Consider the following 15,672-nt stretch of genomic DNA (forward strand, 5'->3'; position numbering starts at 1 on the left):
GTGGAATACCCCGCGACTAAAAATCACTGGGTTTTCTCGCTGCGTGCGCAGAGCGTTTTTGGGTGGAAAAGATAAATTGACAAAAAGATGTTATGAGCATCGTCGTCAGTGGGTGGAAGACCGCCTAATACTCCTCGCTGATGTTTTCTGTGTCGATGTATGTGCGTTTGCGGTAATGAGCAATCACACTCATGTGGTGCTGCGCATCAACAAACAAAAGGCTGATCCCTTATCGGATAAAGACGTTATAAGGCGTTGGCATACGCTCTACAAAGGTATGCTCTTAGCTCAACAGTATGTTGACCCTTCCCGCAGCATCTTTGGTGGAAGTTAAACCCGATTACGTTGGAGTGAGTGACATTGCCGACTATTTCAATGTCAGTCGACAATATGTTCAAAAACTGATCGTCAGCGGAAAGCTGGTCTATCCACCAATAACTTCCGTTGGAGACACATCCGTATACCACCTATTTCCTACGCTTCATGCTCTTAAAGCAACGATATCATCCTCAATTTCTGACGAACTAAAAGAATTAGCAGCAATAGCCATGAAAGTTAATATTAAACGGGTAAATAAGCCTATAACCAGTTCTTTGGTTAAAGTAGTGATGCCAAGAACTGTGTAAAAGGCACAATATCCTGTTTGACGCTGGCTGCTTCCAACGCTTGCATGTATTCATCTCGCCGTTCGACGGGTACGACTGTCCAAGGGTAACCGCCTGAGGCCATCATTAAATTCATGATGAATCTTCCCATTCTGCCGTTACCATCGAAGTAAGGATGGATGTAGACGAAAATGAAGTGCCCCAGTACCACTCTGACGGCTGCATTTTTCTCTTCTGCGAGTAAATCAAAGAGCGTCGGCATCATATCGCGAACTGCTTCTCTGCTTGGTGGAGTATGCATAGACTGGCGAATATAGACAGGCCCTGACCGGTAACCGGCCAAGTCGGACTGTTTTATAATACCTGCGGCCACACTTGGGCCAAATAAGGCGAGATACCAATCGCTGTGCGCCTGTTCCAATATGTCGCCAGGGTTCTTGCCTTCTAATACTGCTAGAACGGCTTTTTTAACTTCCTGAAACACATCCCAGTAGCCTCTAGCGGCCATGGCATCTAAGTGCTTTTTACTTTCGTCTGAGCCTTCAGCTTGCCAGTTACCAGAGCGAACCAGTTCAATCAATTCGCGAGTTACCCGATAGCCTTCAATGGACAGTGAGTGGTAGGCATCTGTGACGTATTTACCTTCCACTTGGGCCATGTAAGTTTTGATATCAATGGTTTGGCTTGATGCTGATGGAAAGTGCGCGATAATACTTTCACGCATTTGCGCCCACATCAGCCGCATGCGATTAACATAGGGCGAAACGTCACGACGACCAAAGCTCACCTGCACTTTCTCGGCGAAAGGGTCATCTTCTTGCGCTTTCAAATCGGCTGCTTGCATGCCTTTTAAGATATTGTCAGCAATCAGATCTCGGCCAATATTTCTAAAAGCCCCCACTAATCGGCCGGCAATCACACTATGATTACCTACGAGTAAAACGGACAATACGTCGGATGCATCTGTCACCATCGATAAGGCGGTACGCATTTGGATGGGCGAATTTTGAAACTGATTCGCCGAAGAATAAACGAGCGCTGCCGCTAAGCTGTAAACATTGAGCCCATCCAGATTTTCAATGTGCTCTGTGGCAGGCATGTTCAACCTAACATCAAAAATCGAGGTGTTGTGCAAAAAGGCGGTGGGTTTATTATTGCCTTTGGGCGAGCGCACGAGCAATTGCTGAGGAACAGTTCTATCACCGATATGCAGGCTAATTGATTGCTCAGGTGAGAGACACCAGGCATTGTCGAAACGTTCTGATAAATATGCACCGCAAAAACCCCAGAAATAAGTATACCAAGATGTACTGTCGCCAGGCTTTTCATCCGGCATCGCCGGTATGTACCAACCCCGGATGACTTCACGAATAAATCCATGCTTCAATAGCCGCTCTCGATGCACTCTGCTGAGTTGCTTCGACTGGATAGCAATAACCCCAGATTCTCGAAGCTGTTGTAATTGTTCAAGCGAATCTGCTAGTTTTTGTGATATATCACTCATGTTCGCTCCAACTATTACTTATGATACTTACCAGTTATTACACTCACCTCTAGGTTTTAATGTTATATCATTTATAGGTTTTGATATCGCACCATTTGTAGGTTTTAATGACTCTCCGTTTTTAGGCTTTAATGCTCATTAGCTTGAATAAAGCATATGTGTCGCAGCGCTATGTCGAGAGAGCGAGAGCACTGGACAGTCACTTCCAACCAAAGCACTCAAAGCACTAGAAATCACTTCCTATTCTCAAGGCCAGTTTAAATTTCTCTCAACATCAGCACAATGAACACTATCTTATTTCATTTTTGACAACATTGTGCCCAGACCTCGTAAAAGCCAGATTAACCTCGCAGACACAGCTTATTATCACTGCGTCTCTCGCTGCGTGCGCAGAGCGTTTTTGTGTGGAAAAGATAAATTGACAAAAAGATGTTATGAGCATCGTCGTCAGTGGGTGGAAGACCGCCTGATGCTCCTCGCTGATGTTTTCTGTGTCGATGTCTGTGCGTTTGCGGTAATGAGCAACCACACTCATGTGGTGCTACGCATCAACAAACAAAAGGCTGATTCCTTATCGGATAAAGACGTTATAAGGCGTTGGCATACGCTCTACAAAGGTATGCTCTTAGCTCAACAGTATGTTGACCCACACGCGCGCAAGACTATGTCTGAGGCTGAAATTAACACCGTCAAAACCCTTGCCGACGTGTATCGCAAGCGATTGCACGATATCAGCTGGTTTATGCGCTTGCTTAATGAATACATTGCCAGACAAGCAAATAAAGAAGATGATTGCACAGGTCGTTTTTGGGAAGGTCGCTTCAAATCCCAAGCGTTATTGGATGAAGCCTCATTAGCTGCTTGCATGGCTTACGTGGATTTAAATCCGATACGAGCCTGTTTAGCCAAAACACCAGAAACCTCTGACCATACCAGCATTCAAAAACGAATTAACGCAGCTAAATTGAATCGACAGCCCCGCTCCTTGCTCCCCTTTACAGGCAACATAAATAATAACATGCCTGATGGGTTACCTTTTCGTATGGAGGAATACATTGAGCTTGTAGAACAAACGGGTCGTCATCTTCATTCTAAAAAACGCGGTAAGATTGACGATTCAGCCCATCCTATCCTCAACCGCGTTGGGCTGGAAAAAGCAGACTGGAATGCTATGGTTTCTGGTATCGAGTCTGAGTTTCAATCAGCGGTGAGTATCAAGAAAGGGTTAAGGTTAAGCCACAGAAACAGCTCGGCGTAATGATGCTCATTTAGCCAAAGCATGATCTAGTACACATAACCAACCCACAAACCTCCAACCGCTGCATCACTACATATCGTCAAAATAGAAAGATGAGGGCAGCCTTCAGAAAAGTTTTTCTTATTCGACTTGTCATTCGCTATTCAGCCCTACTCTACGCAAACTTCGCTTTCAAATTTGAAAAAAATCAACAATTAAATAACCCTGCTTCCTTAAACGAATTTACTTTTGACTCAATTCAAATAGTGACTGTCTCCATTCAGCCGTTTGAATCAATTCAAGTAGTGACTGTCCTCATTCAAAAGCCGTTTGAATCAATTCAAGTAGTGACTGTCCTCATTCAAAATGCTATCACCGCCCTATTCATCACTGGGCAAGTATTTCTCTAACTTCTCTTGCAATGTATTGAAGCTTAATGGTTTGAGGATATAACCGGTTACTCCGGCCTCCATCGCATTGACTATTTCGTCGTGTTCGCTGTTTGCACTCATAATAAACACATCGGCTGATGACAGCTTTTCACTTTGTCGAATTTCCTTCAACAGCGTTATACCGCTCTTGCCACTCATATCCGAATCGGTGAGCACAAGCTTATACGGTTTATCAGAATCTGCGGCATCGTTAAGCAGCCGCCACGCTTTTTCTGCGCTATTAGCAGCGTCTACTTTTTCGAAGCCCATTTTAGTTAGCATGTCGGTTACGGTGTCTCTTATTTCTTGGATATCATCAACCACCAATATCTTGGTATCCACCAAACTAGACATTGAATCGTTTTGACTTTCAATACGCTCGTTCAGCTTGTTGTATATGGAAACTAAAACCATGAGTTCGGAGTCGCTATCCAACTCTTTTGCATTGTTTTTTTCGTCGTGCTTTTTCCGCAACTTTTTTAATTTCTTATCGATAATTTGCTTGCACAGCATGGCTTCTTTTATTGTAAACATAGCCTATTCCTATGGTTGTTATGCCTGTCACTTTAATGCGTTCTGTTATGCCTGTCACTTTAATGCCGGTGCAAACTACTCCAAAACAGCGTTCTGTTATGCCTGTCACTTTAAAGCCGGTGTGTTTCTATCATGCCTGTCACTTTAAAGACTTTAGCCGGTGCAAACTACTCCAAAACAGCGTTCTGTTATGCCTGTCGTGACTAATTATGCCTGTCATTTTAAGACTCTTTTATGCCTGTCACTTTAAGACTGCTCGAATAAGCATTGACATATGAAAATTCACATATATCATATTTCACATATCTGTTTTAAGAGATGTGAATTATGAACCCGTTGCAATTTTTTAAATGCATGTCGGATGACACCAGATTGAAGTCTGTTCTTATTATTAGTCAACTTGAAGAGGCCTGTGTGTGCGACCTCATGGCCGCGTTAGAACTAGACCAACCTAAGGTGTCACGTCACCTCGCCGAACTTCGCAAATGCAATATATTGCGGGATGAACGCCGTGGAAAATGGGTGTATTACCGACTTCATGAAGCACTGCCGGCATGGGCTCTTGAGGTAATACGTCAAACTGCGAACAATAACAGCCCCTACTTTGCCGACTCTCTGTGCAAACTAAACGCATCTAAACAATACGCTGCATCCTGCTAACCATAAGGATTACACATGAAAATTTTGTATATCTGCACCCATAACCGCTGCAGAAGTATTTTATCTGAAGCCATTACTAACCATGTCGCTGGCGACCTTATTACTGCAAAAAGTGCGGGAAGTCAGCCATCAGGCGAGGTTCACCCCCTCTCTATCCATTACCTAAAAGAAGCCGGTATTGCTGTTGACGGTTTGCAAAGCCAGTCATGGGATGCGTTTGAAGAGTTCAAACCTGATGTGGTAGTGACGGTTTGTGACTCTGCTGCCGGCGAAACCTGCCCTGTGTGGTTCGGCCATTCGGTTAAAGTGCATTGGGGCCTGGCTGATCCATCAAAACTTGATGGCAGTGAGGAAGAAAAAGCCCAGGGCTTTCGTGCGTGTATTGCCGAAATTACCGAGCGAGTTAACCAGTTAATGCCAATAGCTGAGAAAAACCTTGCGCCAGCCGACCTTAAAGCCGAATTAGCAAAATTAGGAGCGCAGTAGGCAATGAGTGAAGACAATACCCTTTTGAATATCGATGAAGCTCAGCTTGATGTTCCCACATTTGACAAGTGCATGAGCACTTCCGCTGATCATGCGCCGCGCATTTTGTTGCTCTATGGCTCGCTGCGCAAACGCTCATTCAGCCGTTTAGTGGTTGAAGAGTGTGCACGCCTGCTCTCGCGTATGGGAGCTGAGGTGAAAGTCTTCAATCCTGAAGGCTTGCCGCAAACCGATACCGAAGATGAAAGCCACCCTAAGGTACAGGAACTTCGAGAGCTGATGATGTGGTCTGAAGGACAGGTATGGTGCTCACCAGAGCGTCATGGGTCAATGACCAGTATTTTTAAAAGTCAGATTGACTGGGTACCCCTGAGTATTGGCTCTGTTCGCCCTACACAGGGAAAAACCTTAGCCGTCATGCAGGTATGCGGCGGTTCGCAGTCGTTCAATGTGGTGAATCAATTACGTGTGCTTGGCCGCTGGATGCGCATGGTGACTATTCCAAATCAGTCTAGCGTGGCGAAGGCGTTTCTCGAGTTCGATGATAACGACCGAATGAAGCCGTCTTCTTACTACAATCGCATTGTGGATGTGATGGAAGAGCTAATGAAATTCACGCTATTGCTGAGAAACAATAAAGACTATTTTGTAGATCGGTATTCTGAACGTGTTGAATCTGCAGAGCAATTAAGCCAGCGCGTTAATCAGCGGTCAATTTAAGCCGAGGTTAATTAAAGGAGCTATCATGGGATTATTCGAACGCTATTTATCGGTATGGGTAGGTTTAGCCATTGCAGTAGGTATTGTATTAGGGAGTGTGGCGCCTGATGCGTTTGCTGTTATCGCCAATATTGAATACGCACACGTTAATCTTGTGATTGCGGTACTTATTTGGTTAATGATTTACCCCATGATGGTGCAGATTGATTTTTCTTCACTTAAGGATGTGGGAAAAAAGCCAAAAGGACTCGTCCTTACTTTAGTGATTAACTGGTTAATTAAGCCATTCACTATGGCGCTGCTTGGTTGGCTATTTTTTAAAGTGCTGTTTGCCGACTGGGTAGACCCACAAACCGCAACCGAATACATTGCTGGCATGATATTGCTAGGTGTTGCGCCTTGCACCGCTATGGTGTTTGTGTGGAGTCAGCTTACTAAAGGCGATGCAAACTACACGCTGGTGCAAGTCTCCATTAACGACATTATTATGATATTCGCTTTTGCGCCGATTGCGGGCTTCTTGCTTGGCGTGACCGATATTACTGTGCCATGGGATACCTTGTTTCTGTCTGTTGTTTTGTATGTGCTTATTCCTCTTGTTGCGGGTGCCATAACCCGTAAAAAGCTGGATAACGCTAAGGACCATTCACGGTTGGAACAGTTTTTAACCACCATGAAGCCGTGGTCGATTGTCGGCTTACTAGCCACCGTAATTTTACTGTTTGGTTTTCAGTCAGAAACTATTCTGGCTAAGCCACAGGCGATTGTGCTCATTGCCATTCCTTTGCTTATTCAAACCTACGGTATCTTTGCTATCGCTTATTTCATCGCAAAGCAAATGAAGCTACCGCATAACGTTGCCGCTCCTGCCTGTATGATTGGTACGTCTAACTTTTTTGAGTTGGCCGTAGCGGTGGCCATTTCAGTATTTGGCCTGCATTCAGGGGCAGCACTGGCCACGGTGGTTGGCGTGCTGGTTGAAGTGCCCGTCATGCTGTCGTTGGTATGGTTTGCTAATCGCACGCGACATTGGTTTGGCGAATAAGCATGGTTGAGGTGGCCGCTTGAGTGACATTGGAATATCTATTGTTAGCTATGGGTCGTCGTAAAGACTTGCCCTATGCACTTGCTAAGCTTGATGAAAAAAGCGAATCGGCCCCTGCTGCAACGTGGGCTACGTTTTTCGTCATGTCTGCCATTGCTTTAATGGGTGAGATACAAAGCGCATGGACACTCAGTGCGTTTACCGTTCTGACGTATTATGGCATTACAAATTTAGCCGCCCTTAACACGGCGCAAATATATTATGCCTGTCACTTTAAGAGAAACGCTGTTATGCCTGTCACTTTATGTTCTGTGTCTGTTGCAAAGCTTGTAGTGCCTGTCACTTTAAGAGAAACGCTGTTATGCCTGTCACTTTTACGTTTTTCATTTACGGTTAGCAATGATAGGTAATATAAGCGCTTGGACCTGCTTATCTGCTTTGCTGCGCAATACCATTGAGTAAACCCAACACTTGGCTTTCATTCGATTGGGCTTGTGCTCGCACGCTAATGCTCGCTTGCTCCACAATTTGACTTTGTGTGAGTTGTGCGGTCTCCTTCGCAAAATCGGTGTCGGTAATTCGTGAGCGCGCTGCATTTATGCTTTCATGTGCGATGGCATTTACTCTTTGCGCCGATATCATTTGGTTGAGTTTGGCACCGTAAAATGCTCGACTCTCACTTACTGTTTCAAGCGCTCTGTCTATTTGGCTTAGAGCTGCTTCGGCACTCTGTTCGCTATTTATAGAAATGTCTTCTAAATTTAAATCTTCAATTGTGACGGGGGTTTTTGATAACTCTATATATTGAGTGCCCTCGCCTAGTTTATTTGTAGCGGTAATATCGGCTGCGCCTAAACTGAAGGCTCTTTCATCTTCATCACCCAGCAAATCCCATGTGGCGGTTACGTCAAATACGCCACTTCCTATTACCGAAATGATGAGTGGTTGTGAGTTATTTGCAATTGTAAGCACCTCATTGAGGTTACTTGGATTCTGGTCGCCACTAAATGAAATACTGTTTCCATCGATAGTCGCACTTCCGCTAGTCAGTAGTTCACTATCATCATAGCTAGCATCCGCGTTATATCCGTTGGATGTCAGAAAGAAGCGAGATTCCAAGTCCGCGATTGAAGAAATGTTATTTGGAGAGCCCGCCCAAGTTGTATTCGTAATAGCCGTGCCAACAAGGTGCTTACCGCTGGTGGTAAAGACTTGTATATCGTCGTTCGCGCCATTATCGTTTATGTTCACCTGAACATTGCTAGAGCCAGCAGGGATGTAGGCGATAGACTGCAAACCGCTTGGGAGGGACTGTGTGACACCTTGCACAAACCTAGCGCCTAAAGAAGGAACATTATCACCCAGTAAATTCGCATCACCCACTAAGGGCAAACGGTTAAACACTTCGGTGCCATACGCAATGGCATTTAGTTCTAGTTTGAGCGCTTGGAATTCTTTATCAAGGGCTGCTCTGTCGCTCTTACTATTAATGCCGTTTTGAGATTGGATGCTCAGTTGCCGCATACGCTGCAAAATGGCGGCAGATTCCTGCAGTCCACCCTCAGCTACTTGCGCATAGCTTATACCATCGTTTAAATTTCGATTAAGCTGCGTGTAGGCGTTTCGCTCGGAAGAGAGACGGTTTGATATTTGTAGACCTGCGCTATCATCAGCGGCACTATTGATACGAAGTCCTGAACTTAGACGCTCTAGAGATGTAGTTGCAGCATTGTTTCTGAATGTTGATAGCCCTAAAGATTGGAACTTTCCGGAAACTGATAACATAGGTTCATCCTTGAATTATTGCCAATGCCAAAGCAAGTTGCTTTGTATTTTACATGCTAACGCTACTTGGAATTTGCAAAATATTTGCCAAAATTTGTCAGGGTTGGTAAAGCTGTTCAATGATGATGGATGATTAGAAATGCGGTTCTGACCCTGATTTATTTTTGCTTAACATACAGGTGACAACTTGGCATTATTGAACCATCAAGAACACGGAAATTCACTGCAACACTATTTTGCGAACTCACTTCATTATGAAAGATAAAATACTTGGCTTGACGTGGTGGTATAAGGAGTTTCCGTATACCAAGTTCAGTGAAGATTACTGGCGCGTGAGACTTATTCAGCACACGTTGCTACTCGCGTGTTTGCTTTTTTCTATTTTAGCCTTAATTAATGTTTTTGCTTTTGATGACACTCGGCTGGCGCTTATTGACAGTGCAGGGTTTATGCTTTCGCTCGCGGTATATTTCGGGTTTAGAAAAACTGGCAACATTACCCTAACTGCATGGCTTATTTCACTAACAGTTACCACTATGATGCTACTGTTTTTGATAAGTGTTGAAGGACGTGCATATTCACTGGTATGGGCAACCATTATTTTGCCTTTTACTTTTTTCTTACTAGGTCGACGCGGCGGTACACTGCTGTCCTCTATTACATTATGTGTGTGTATTTATTTAGTGTACACACAGGTAGAGAGCGGCATACCCATTACACTATCTACAGGGGCACTACTTAACGTAATAGAGGCAGCTATTGTTCAATTACTTTTATTTCGATTTTATGAAGGCACTCGCCAGAAAACCTTCGACCAACTAAAAGCGGAACACCGAGAGTCGAAACGATTGTCAGAAACTGATTATCTAACCGGCGTTTACAATCGCTCCAAATTTCTTTCATTAGTGGACTCACTGCTAGCAAGCAACAACGCCAATCACCACTGTATGGTTATTTTAGATTTAGATGACTTCAAACTCATTAATGATAAATACGGCCATAATACGGGTGACACTGTGTTGAAGGAGTTTGCAAAAGCACTAAGGGCACATACTCGCGAAGGAGATATTATTGCTCGCTGGGGTGGAGAGGAGTTTGTTTTGCTGCTTACCAATGTAAATCTGTCTCAGGCCACGGGGTGTATCAACCAACTGCTAAGCGTTGTACAACACTTATCAATTGTTGATAACGCGGTGTCATTTAGTGCAGGAATAACGCAGTGCGATAGAGTTAACGCAATAGATGAGTTAGTGAGAATTGCTGACGAGGCGCTGTATCAAGCGAAACGGGATGGGAAAGGTCGTGTTTATATTGCACAGTAGTTGAGTTAGATGTCGCTAATAATGTTGTTCTGACCCCATTTATTTTGGGTAAGATGTCGCTAATAATGTTGTTCTGACCCCATTTATTTCTGACCCCATTTATTTTGGGTTAGATGTCGCTAACAATGTTGTTCTGACCCCATTTATTTTGGGTAAAAAAAGGGGCCAGAACAAAAATTCTGACCCCTTTTTCTTTTCGAGTATTACTTACTCTTCAGTTACTTCTACTGCTTCTTCTTCAGCTTCAACAACTGGACGGTCAACTAGCTCAACATATGCCATTGGGGCATTGTCGCCAGCACGGAAACCACATTTTAAAATGCGAGTGTAACCGCCTGGGCGTGCTTCGTAACGAGGACCAAGCTCGTTAAACAGTTTACCTACGACCTCTTTATCACCTGTACGGGCAAAAGCAAGACGGCGATTTGCAACGCTGTCTTCTTTAGCCATAGTGATTAGTGGCTCGATTACGCGACGTAATTCTTTCGCTTTTGGTAACGTAGTTTTGATCACTTCGTGCTTGACCAAAGAACCGGCCATGTTTTTGAACATAGCTTGACGATGGCTGCTGTTGCGATTCAACTGACGACCACTCTTACGATGGCGCATAGTTTTATCCTTCTCTACAAATCAGTTTGATAAAAACCTGATTAATCTTTTTCAGCGATGCTCTCTGGCGGCCAGTTTTCTAGGCGCATGCCTAGAGACAAACCACGAGATGCTAGAACATCTTTGATTTCAGTTAGCGATTTCTTACCAAGGTTAGGCGTTTTAAGTAGCTCAACCTCAGTGCGCTGTACCAGGTCACCAATGTACTGGATAGCTTCTGCTTTTAAGCAGTTAGCAGAACGTACTGTTAACTCTAGGTCATCAACTGGGCGAAGTAGAATCGGATCGAACTCCGGCTTCTCTTCTTTCGCTTCTGGCTCAGATACATCACGTAAATCTACGAATGCATCAAGCTGTTCAGCAAGAATGGTAGCAGAACGGCGGATCGCTTCTTCAGGATCTAAAGTACCGTTAGTTTCCATGTCAATGATTAGTTTGTCTAAGTCTGTGCGCTGTTCAACACGAGCAGACTCAACAGTGTACGCAATACGCTCTACTGGGCTGTATGAAGCATCAACTAATAAACGACCAATGGGTCGATCATCTTCTTCAGAGGAGCGACGGGTAGAAGCTGGTACGTAACCGCGACCCATTTCTATTTTGACGCGCATGCTGATTTCAGCTTCGCCTGTCAAAGTACAAATTACATGGTCAGGGTTTACAATTTCTACGTCGCCATCATGCTGAATATCACCAGCAACAACAGGGCCAGCGCCAGATTTCACTAGAGTTAGGGTTGCCTCAGTTTTACCTTCAAGGCGAACCGCTAAACCTTTGAGATTCAGCAAGATTTCGATCACGTCTTCTTGTACACCTTCTTTGGTGCTGTACTCGTGAAGAACGCCATCTATTTCTACTTCGGTCACTGCACATCCTGGCATAGATGACAGCAATATACGACGTAGGGCGTTACCTAAAGTGTGGCCAAAGCCGCGCTCTAGTGGTTCCAAAGTTACTTTGGCACGAGTAGGAGAAACGTTTTCGATCTCTACTAATCTCGGTTTTAGGAATTCAGTCACAGAACCCACAATGCTTCCTCTTTAGTTGGCTTTACTTAGAGTAAAGTTCGACGATCAACTGTTCGTTAATTTCAGCAGACAAATCAGTTCTTTCTGGAACGCGCTTGAAAGTGCCTTCCATTTTAGTGCTGTCTACTTCCATCCAGGTTGGCTTCTCACGTTGGTCAGCCAGTTCTAAAGCAGCAACAATACGCGCTTGCTTTTTCGCTTTCTCACGAACAGAAACCACGTCTTCGGCAGAAACGTTAAACGATGGAATGTTCACAACTTGACCATTTACCATGATCGCCTTGTGGCTTACTAGCTGACGCGCTTCAGCACGAGTACTAGCAAATCCCATACGATAAACCACGTTGTCCAGACGCTGCTCTAAAAGTTGTAACAAGTTTTCACCTGTGTTGCCTTTTAGACGCGCAGCTTCTTTATAGTAGTTGCGGAATTGTTTTTCCAGTACGCCGAACATACGACGAACTTTTTGTTTTTCACGCAGCTGTACACCGTAATCAGACAAACGGCCACGACGGGCACCATGCTGACCAGGCGCTGTATCGATTTTACATTTAGAATCGATTGCGCGAACGCCGCTTTTAAGGAACAAATCAGTTCCTTCGCGACGGCTAAGTTTGAGTTTTGGACCCAAATATCTTGCCATGATCTTTCTCCAACTGTCCGTCGATTAAACGCGACGTTTTTTCGGTGGACGACAACCGTTGTGAGGAATAGGTGTCACATCGGTAATATTTGTGATCTTATAACCAGTAGCGTTAAGAGCACGGATCGCAGACTCACGGCCTGGACCTGGACCTTTTACGAACACTTCTAGGTTCTTAAGACCGTATTCTTGTGCAGCTACACCTGCACGCTCAGCAGCGACCTGCGCAGCAAATGGGGTAGATTTACGTGAACCACGGAAACCTGAACCACCAGATGTCGCCCATGCTAGTGCATTGCCTTGACGGTCTGTAATAGTCACAATTGTGTTGTTGAAAGACGCATGGATATGAGCCATACCGTCTGCAACCTGACGTTTAGCGCGCTTACGCGCACTACGAGCTGGTGCTTTTGCCATAACTTACTCCCCGTTTACTTCTTAATTGGCTTACGAGGACCTTTACGGGTACGCGCATTAGTTTTAGTGCGCTGACCACGTAGAGGCAAGCTACGACGGTGGCGAATACCACGGAAGCAACCCAGGTCCATCAAACGTTTGATGCTCATAGAGACTTCACGACGTAAATCACCTTCAACAGTAAATTTCGCCACTTCGTCACGAAGCTTATCGATAGTCGCTTCGTCTAGCTCTTTGATTTTTGTATCTTCTGCAACACCAGCACCTGCACAAATGCTTTTCGCACGTGTGAGGCCTACACCATAAATCGCTTGGATAGCGACTACAGCATGCTTGTGCTCAGGAATGTTAATGCCAGCGATACGGGCCATTAACAGCACTCCTCTTGTTTATTTGTCGACGACCTAAAAAGCCCGATAGGATACTCATCCGTCGACCAAATTGCAAATAAAGGTTCAAAACACCTCTAAACAAAACTAGCAGAACCCGATAAGTATGCTTCGGATTCTGCTTAGTAGCTTTGCAAGTATTCTGTACCGCTTAGATTAACCTTGCCTTTGCTTATGCTTTGGCTCTGTACAAATTACACGCACAACGCCGTTGCGCTTGATAACTTTACAGTTACGGCAAATCTTTTTAACTGATGCACGAACTTTCATTACATCACTCCCCTATCTTTAATATTAAGGGGCTAACTTAACGGCCGTAGCCTTTAAGATTAGCTTTCTTCAGAACAGACTCATATTGACTACTCATCAAATGCGTCTGCACCTGTGCCATAAAGTCCATGATAACCACTACGATAATCAGAAGCGACGTACCACCAAAGTAGAACGGCACATTCCAAGCAATTAGCATGAATTCAGGCACCAAACAAATAAAGGTTATGTATAGTGCGCCAGCCAGTGTGAGGCGAGTCATTACCTTATCAATATAACGCGATGTTTGTTCACCCGGGCGGATGCCAGGAATGAACGCACCAGACTTCTTCAAATTATCTGCTGTATCACGCGGATTGAAAACCAACGCCGTGTAAAAGAAGCAGAAAAAGATAATAGCTGCTGCATAAAGCATTACGTACAGCGGCTGACCGGGAGATAGCATTAACGCTACATCCTGCAACCATGCTGTTGATTCATTCTGTCCAAACCATCCTGCGATGGTTCCCGGAAACAAAATAATGCTGGAAGCAAAGATTGGTGGAATTACACCAGCAATGTTGACCTTCAGCGGTAAATGCGTGCTCTGCGCTGCAAAAACCTGACGGCCTTGCTGACGTTTCGCGTAGTTTACCACAATTCTGCGTTGTCCGCGCTCTACAAATACAACGAGGTATGTAAGCGCAATAACAATCACAGCAATCAACAGGAGGAATAACAAATTAATGTCGCCCTGCCTTGCTTGCTCTGCCGTTTGACCGATTGCTGTAGGTAAACCTGCAACAATACCAGCAAAAATCAAGATAGAAATACCGTTACCGATACCTCTTTCAGTAATTTGCTCACCTAACCACATAAGGAACATAGTCCCTGTGACCAAGCTCACCACCGCTGTAAAGTAGAATCCGAAGCCAGGGTTCAATACCAATCCATTAATTAGGTTAGGCAGGCCAGTCGATATTCCTATCGACTGGAAAATAGCAAGTACAAGCGTTAGATAACGCGTGTACTGACTGATTTTGCGACGGCCTGCTTCGCCTTCTTTTTTAAGCTCTACCATCGGTGGATGAACCACCGAGAGCAACTGCATAATAATGGATGCAGTAATGTATGGCATAATGCCCAAAGCCAGAACGGATGCACGCTCAAGCGCACCACCAGAGAACATGTTAAACATTTCTACAATGGTGCCTTTCTGTTGCTCGAACAAGTCAGCAAGTACAGCTGGATCGATGCCAGGGATAGGAACATAAGAACCTAACCTAAAAACAACAATCGCACCAAGTACGAACAACAATCTTGCTTTAAGCTCACTCAAGCCGCTTTTAGCGCCTGAATCCAATCCTGGTTTAGCCATCTAGCTTATTCCTCTACTTTACCGCCAGCAGCTTCAATCGCTTCTTTAGCGCCTTTAGTAACCTTTAAACCGCTTACTGTAACAGCACGTGATAATTCGCCGCTCTTCACTACTTTTACAAACAACATTTCTTTCTTAACAAGACCCGCTGCTTTCAAAGTTTCAAGAGAAACTGTATCACCGTCTACTTTTGCGATTTCTGCAAGTGTTACTTGATCAGTAACAAAGCTCTTGCGTGAAGTGAAACCGAATTTCGGAAGACGACGCTGTAAAGGCATCTGACCACCTTCGAATCCTGGCTTAACGCGGCCACCTGAACGGCTTTTTTGACCTTTGTGACCTACGCCACTCGTTTTACCAAGACCTGAGCCGATGCCTCGACCAGTACGCTTACCAGATTTATGAGCCCCTGGTGCAGGAGCAATAGTATTTAAACGCATGTTCTTACTCCTCCACTATCTCGACCATGTAATGTACACGGTGGACCATGCCACGTACGGCTGGGGTATCTTCCAGTTCACGAACATGGTTGATCTTACGAAGACCTAAGCCTTTAAGCGTCGCTTTGTGCTTAGGCAGTCTGCCAATAGCACTTTTCGTTTGCTTTACTTTAATCGTTGCCATGTCTGA

At 44.7% G+C, this 15,672-nt stretch carries 21 protein-coding genes and 1 pseudogene; 9 read left to right on the forward strand and 13 right to left on the reverse strand.

Annotation, left to right across the window (positions count from 1 at the left end; translation table 11 throughout):
* Positions 1–22: 22 nt before the first annotated feature.
* Positions 23–301 (forward strand): annotated as a pseudogene (locus ACOJR9_RS16675) (transposase); the annotation flags it as partial.
* Positions 297–626 (forward strand): hypothetical protein, encoded by a 330-nt coding sequence (locus ACOJR9_RS16680; protein ID WP_420934023.1) that lies wholly within the window; start codon positions 297–299, stop codon positions 624–626. The pseudogene ACOJR9_RS16675 and the gene ACOJR9_RS16680, both read left to right, overlap by 5 nt.
* Here ACOJR9_RS16680 and ACOJR9_RS16685 read toward each other — a convergent pair.
* Positions 598–2,109, reverse strand: coding sequence for a Fic family protein (locus ACOJR9_RS16685; RefSeq protein ID WP_420934024.1), 1,512 nt, complete (start codon positions 2,107–2,109; stop codon positions 598–600). The two genes, ACOJR9_RS16680 and ACOJR9_RS16685, sit on opposite strands and share 29 nt — an antisense overlap.
* A gap of 316 nt (positions 2,110–2,425) precedes the next feature.
* Here ACOJR9_RS16685 and ACOJR9_RS16690 point away from each other — a divergent pair, with 316 nt between their 5' ends.
* Positions 2,426–3,367, forward strand: a complete 942-nt coding sequence (locus ACOJR9_RS16690) for a transposase (protein ID WP_420934025.1) — start codon at positions 2,426–2,428, stop codon at positions 3,365–3,367.
* A 359-nt stretch (positions 3,368–3,726) separates the two neighbouring features.
* Here ACOJR9_RS16690 and ACOJR9_RS16695 read toward each other — a convergent pair whose 3' ends face one another.
* Complete coding sequence (locus ACOJR9_RS16695) at positions 3,727–4,311, reverse strand: response regulator (protein ID WP_420934026.1); 585 nt, start codon at positions 4,309–4,311, stop codon at positions 3,727–3,729.
* 327 nt (positions 4,312–4,638) lie between these two features.
* Here ACOJR9_RS16695 and ACOJR9_RS16700 point away from each other — a divergent pair, with 327 nt between their 5' ends.
* Both ACOJR9_RS16700 and ACOJR9_RS16705 read left to right on the forward strand, forming a co-directional pair.
* Positions 4,639–4,971: a metalloregulator ArsR/SmtB family transcription factor gene (locus ACOJR9_RS16700; RefSeq protein ID WP_420934027.1), complete on the forward strand. Its 333-nt coding sequence runs from the start codon at positions 4,639–4,641 to the stop codon at positions 4,969–4,971.
* A gap of 15 nt (positions 4,972–4,986) precedes the next feature.
* The gene (locus ACOJR9_RS16705) at positions 4,987–5,457 is read left to right on the forward strand and encodes an arsenate reductase ArsC (protein ID WP_420934028.1); all 471 of its coding nucleotides are present in this window, start codon (positions 4,987–4,989) and stop codon (positions 5,455–5,457) included.
* On the opposite strand, the gene ACOJR9_RS16710 is transcribed toward ACOJR9_RS16705, so the two are convergent.
* Positions 5,423–5,518 (reverse strand): hypothetical protein, encoded by a 96-nt coding sequence (locus tag ACOJR9_RS16710; protein WP_420934029.1) that lies wholly within the window; start codon positions 5,516–5,518, stop codon positions 5,423–5,425. The two genes, ACOJR9_RS16705 and ACOJR9_RS16710, sit on opposite strands and share 35 nt — an antisense overlap.
* Between ACOJR9_RS16710 and arsH the strand changes: the two genes are divergently transcribed.
* Genes arsH through ACOJR9_RS16725 form a run of 3 tightly spaced genes read left to right on the forward strand, consistent with a single transcriptional unit; the run spans position 5,482 to position 7,632 of the window.
* Positions 5,482–6,177, forward strand: coding sequence for an arsenical resistance protein ArsH (gene arsH, locus ACOJR9_RS16715; protein ID WP_420934030.1), 696 nt, complete (start codon positions 5,482–5,484; stop codon positions 6,175–6,177). The genes ACOJR9_RS16710 and arsH overlap by 37 nt on opposite strands.
* Before the next feature lie 25 nt (positions 6,178–6,202).
* Positions 6,203–7,222, forward strand: coding sequence for an ACR3 family arsenite efflux transporter (arsB, locus tag ACOJR9_RS16720; protein WP_420934031.1), 1,020 nt, complete (start codon positions 6,203–6,205; stop codon positions 7,220–7,222).
* 23 nt (positions 7,223–7,245) lie between these two features.
* The gene (locus ACOJR9_RS16725; protein ID WP_420934032.1) at positions 7,246–7,632 is read left to right on the forward strand and encodes a hypothetical protein; all 387 of its coding nucleotides are present in this window, start codon (positions 7,246–7,248) and stop codon (positions 7,630–7,632) included.
* 19 nt (positions 7,633–7,651) lie between these two features.
* Here the strand turns inward: ACOJR9_RS16725 and ACOJR9_RS16730 are convergent, their stop codons facing one another.
* Entirely contained in the window at positions 7,652–9,007 is a 1,356-nt protein-coding gene (locus tag ACOJR9_RS16730; protein ID WP_420934033.1) for a flagellin, read from the reverse strand.
* Positions 9,008–9,261: 254 nt separating this feature from the next.
* Here ACOJR9_RS16730 and ACOJR9_RS16735 point away from each other — a divergent pair, with 254 nt between their 5' ends.
* A complete protein-coding gene (locus ACOJR9_RS16735; RefSeq protein WP_420934034.1) occupies positions 9,262–10,329 on the forward strand; it encodes a GGDEF domain-containing protein in 1,068 nt (355 codons plus the stop codon).
* A gap of 207 nt (positions 10,330–10,536) precedes the next feature.
* On the opposite strand, the gene rplQ is transcribed toward ACOJR9_RS16735, so the two are convergent.
* From rplQ to rpmD, 9 genes are all read right to left on the reverse strand, one after another.
* The gene (gene rplQ / locus ACOJR9_RS16740; RefSeq protein WP_420934035.1) at positions 10,537–10,938 is read right to left on the reverse strand and encodes a 50S ribosomal protein L17; all 402 of its coding nucleotides are present in this window, start codon (positions 10,936–10,938) and stop codon (positions 10,537–10,539) included.
* 41 nt (positions 10,939–10,979) lie between these two features.
* Positions 10,980–11,969: a DNA-directed RNA polymerase subunit alpha gene (locus tag ACOJR9_RS16745; protein ID WP_420936159.1), complete on the reverse strand. Its 990-nt coding sequence runs from the start codon at positions 11,967–11,969 to the stop codon at positions 10,980–10,982.
* A gap of 19 nt (positions 11,970–11,988) precedes the next feature.
* The gene (gene rpsD, locus ACOJR9_RS16750; protein WP_420934036.1) at positions 11,989–12,609 is read right to left on the reverse strand and encodes a 30S ribosomal protein S4; all 621 of its coding nucleotides are present in this window, start codon (positions 12,607–12,609) and stop codon (positions 11,989–11,991) included.
* A 24-nt stretch (positions 12,610–12,633) separates the two neighbouring features.
* Positions 12,634–13,026 carry a 30S ribosomal protein S11 gene (gene rpsK / locus ACOJR9_RS16755; RefSeq protein ID WP_420934037.1) on the reverse strand — a complete coding sequence of 131 codons (393 nt, stop codon included), beginning with the start codon at positions 13,024–13,026 and terminating at the stop codon, positions 12,634–12,636.
* A 14-nt stretch (positions 13,027–13,040) separates the two neighbouring features.
* Positions 13,041–13,397, reverse strand: coding sequence for a 30S ribosomal protein S13 (gene rpsM, locus ACOJR9_RS16760; RefSeq protein WP_032094885.1), 357 nt, complete (start codon positions 13,395–13,397; stop codon positions 13,041–13,043).
* A gap of 174 nt (positions 13,398–13,571) precedes the next feature.
* Positions 13,572–13,685: a 50S ribosomal protein L36 gene (gene rpmJ / locus ACOJR9_RS16765; RefSeq protein ID WP_013786217.1), complete on the reverse strand. Its 114-nt coding sequence runs from the start codon at positions 13,683–13,685 to the stop codon at positions 13,572–13,574.
* A 37-nt stretch (positions 13,686–13,722) separates the two neighbouring features.
* Positions 13,723–15,042, reverse strand: coding sequence for a preprotein translocase subunit SecY (gene secY, locus ACOJR9_RS16770; RefSeq protein ID WP_032094886.1), 1,320 nt, complete (start codon positions 15,040–15,042; stop codon positions 13,723–13,725).
* Between the two features lie 5 nt (positions 15,043–15,047).
* Positions 15,048–15,482: a 50S ribosomal protein L15 gene (gene rplO / locus ACOJR9_RS16775; RefSeq protein ID WP_032094887.1), complete on the reverse strand. Its 435-nt coding sequence runs from the start codon at positions 15,480–15,482 to the stop codon at positions 15,048–15,050.
* Between the two features lie 4 nt (positions 15,483–15,486).
* Positions 15,487–15,666, reverse strand: coding sequence for a 50S ribosomal protein L30 (rpmD, locus tag ACOJR9_RS16780; RefSeq protein ID WP_032094888.1), 180 nt, complete (start codon positions 15,664–15,666; stop codon positions 15,487–15,489).
* Positions 15,667–15,672: the final 6 nt, after the last annotated feature.

Source organism: Alteromonas ulvae (assembly GCF_048987005.1).
GTDB lineage: Bacteria > Pseudomonadota > Gammaproteobacteria > Enterobacterales > Alteromonadaceae > Alteromonas.

Coding starts and splice junctions, on each gene's coding strand:
- ACOJR9_RS16680 (WP_420934023.1), top strand. CDS start 297: ATGTTGACCCTTCCCGCAGCATCTTTGGTGGAAGTTAAACCCGATTAC.
- ACOJR9_RS16685 (WP_420934024.1), bottom strand. CDS start 2,109: ATGAGTGATATATCACAAAAACTAGCAGATTCGCTTGAACAATTACAA.
- ACOJR9_RS16695 (WP_420934026.1), bottom strand. CDS start 4,311: ATGTTTACAATAAAAGAAGCCATGCTGTGCAAGCAAATTATCGATAAG.
- ACOJR9_RS16700 (WP_420934027.1), top strand. CDS start 4,639: ATGAACCCGTTGCAATTTTTTAAATGCATGTCGGATGACACCAGATTG.
- ACOJR9_RS16705 (WP_420934028.1), top strand. CDS start 4,987: ATGAAAATTTTGTATATCTGCACCCATAACCGCTGCAGAAGTATTTTA.
- ACOJR9_RS16710 (WP_420934029.1), bottom strand. CDS start 5,518: ATGTGGGAACATCAAGCTGAGCTTCATCGATATTCAAAAGGGTATTGT.
- arsB (WP_420934031.1), top strand. CDS start 6,203: ATGGGATTATTCGAACGCTATTTATCGGTATGGGTAGGTTTAGCCATT.
- ACOJR9_RS16730 (WP_420934033.1), bottom strand. CDS start 9,007: ATGTTATCAGTTTCCGGAAAGTTCCAATCTTTAGGGCTATCAACATTC.
- ACOJR9_RS16735 (WP_420934034.1), top strand. CDS start 9,262: ATGAAAGATAAAATACTTGGCTTGACGTGGTGGTATAAGGAGTTTCCG.
- rplQ (WP_420934035.1), bottom strand. CDS start 10,938: ATGCGCCATCGTAAGAGTGGTCGTCAGTTGAATCGCAACAGCAGCCAT.
- rpsD (WP_420934036.1), bottom strand. CDS start 12,609: ATGGCAAGATATTTGGGTCCAAAACTCAAACTTAGCCGTCGCGAAGGA.
- rpsK (WP_420934037.1), bottom strand. CDS start 13,026: ATGGCAAAAGCACCAGCTCGTAGTGCGCGTAAGCGCGCTAAACGTCAG.
- rpsM (WP_032094885.1), bottom strand. CDS start 13,397: ATGGCCCGTATCGCTGGCATTAACATTCCTGAGCACAAGCATGCTGTA.
- rpmJ (WP_013786217.1), bottom strand. CDS start 13,685: ATGAAAGTTCGTGCATCAGTTAAAAAGATTTGCCGTAACTGTAAAGTT.
- secY (WP_032094886.1), bottom strand. CDS start 15,042: ATGGCTAAACCAGGATTGGATTCAGGCGCTAAAAGCGGCTTGAGTGAG.
- rplO (WP_032094887.1), bottom strand. CDS start 15,482: ATGCGTTTAAATACTATTGCTCCTGCACCAGGGGCTCATAAATCTGGT.
- rpmD (WP_032094888.1), bottom strand. CDS start 15,666: ATGGCAACGATTAAAGTAAAGCAAACGAAAAGTGCTATTGGCAGACTG.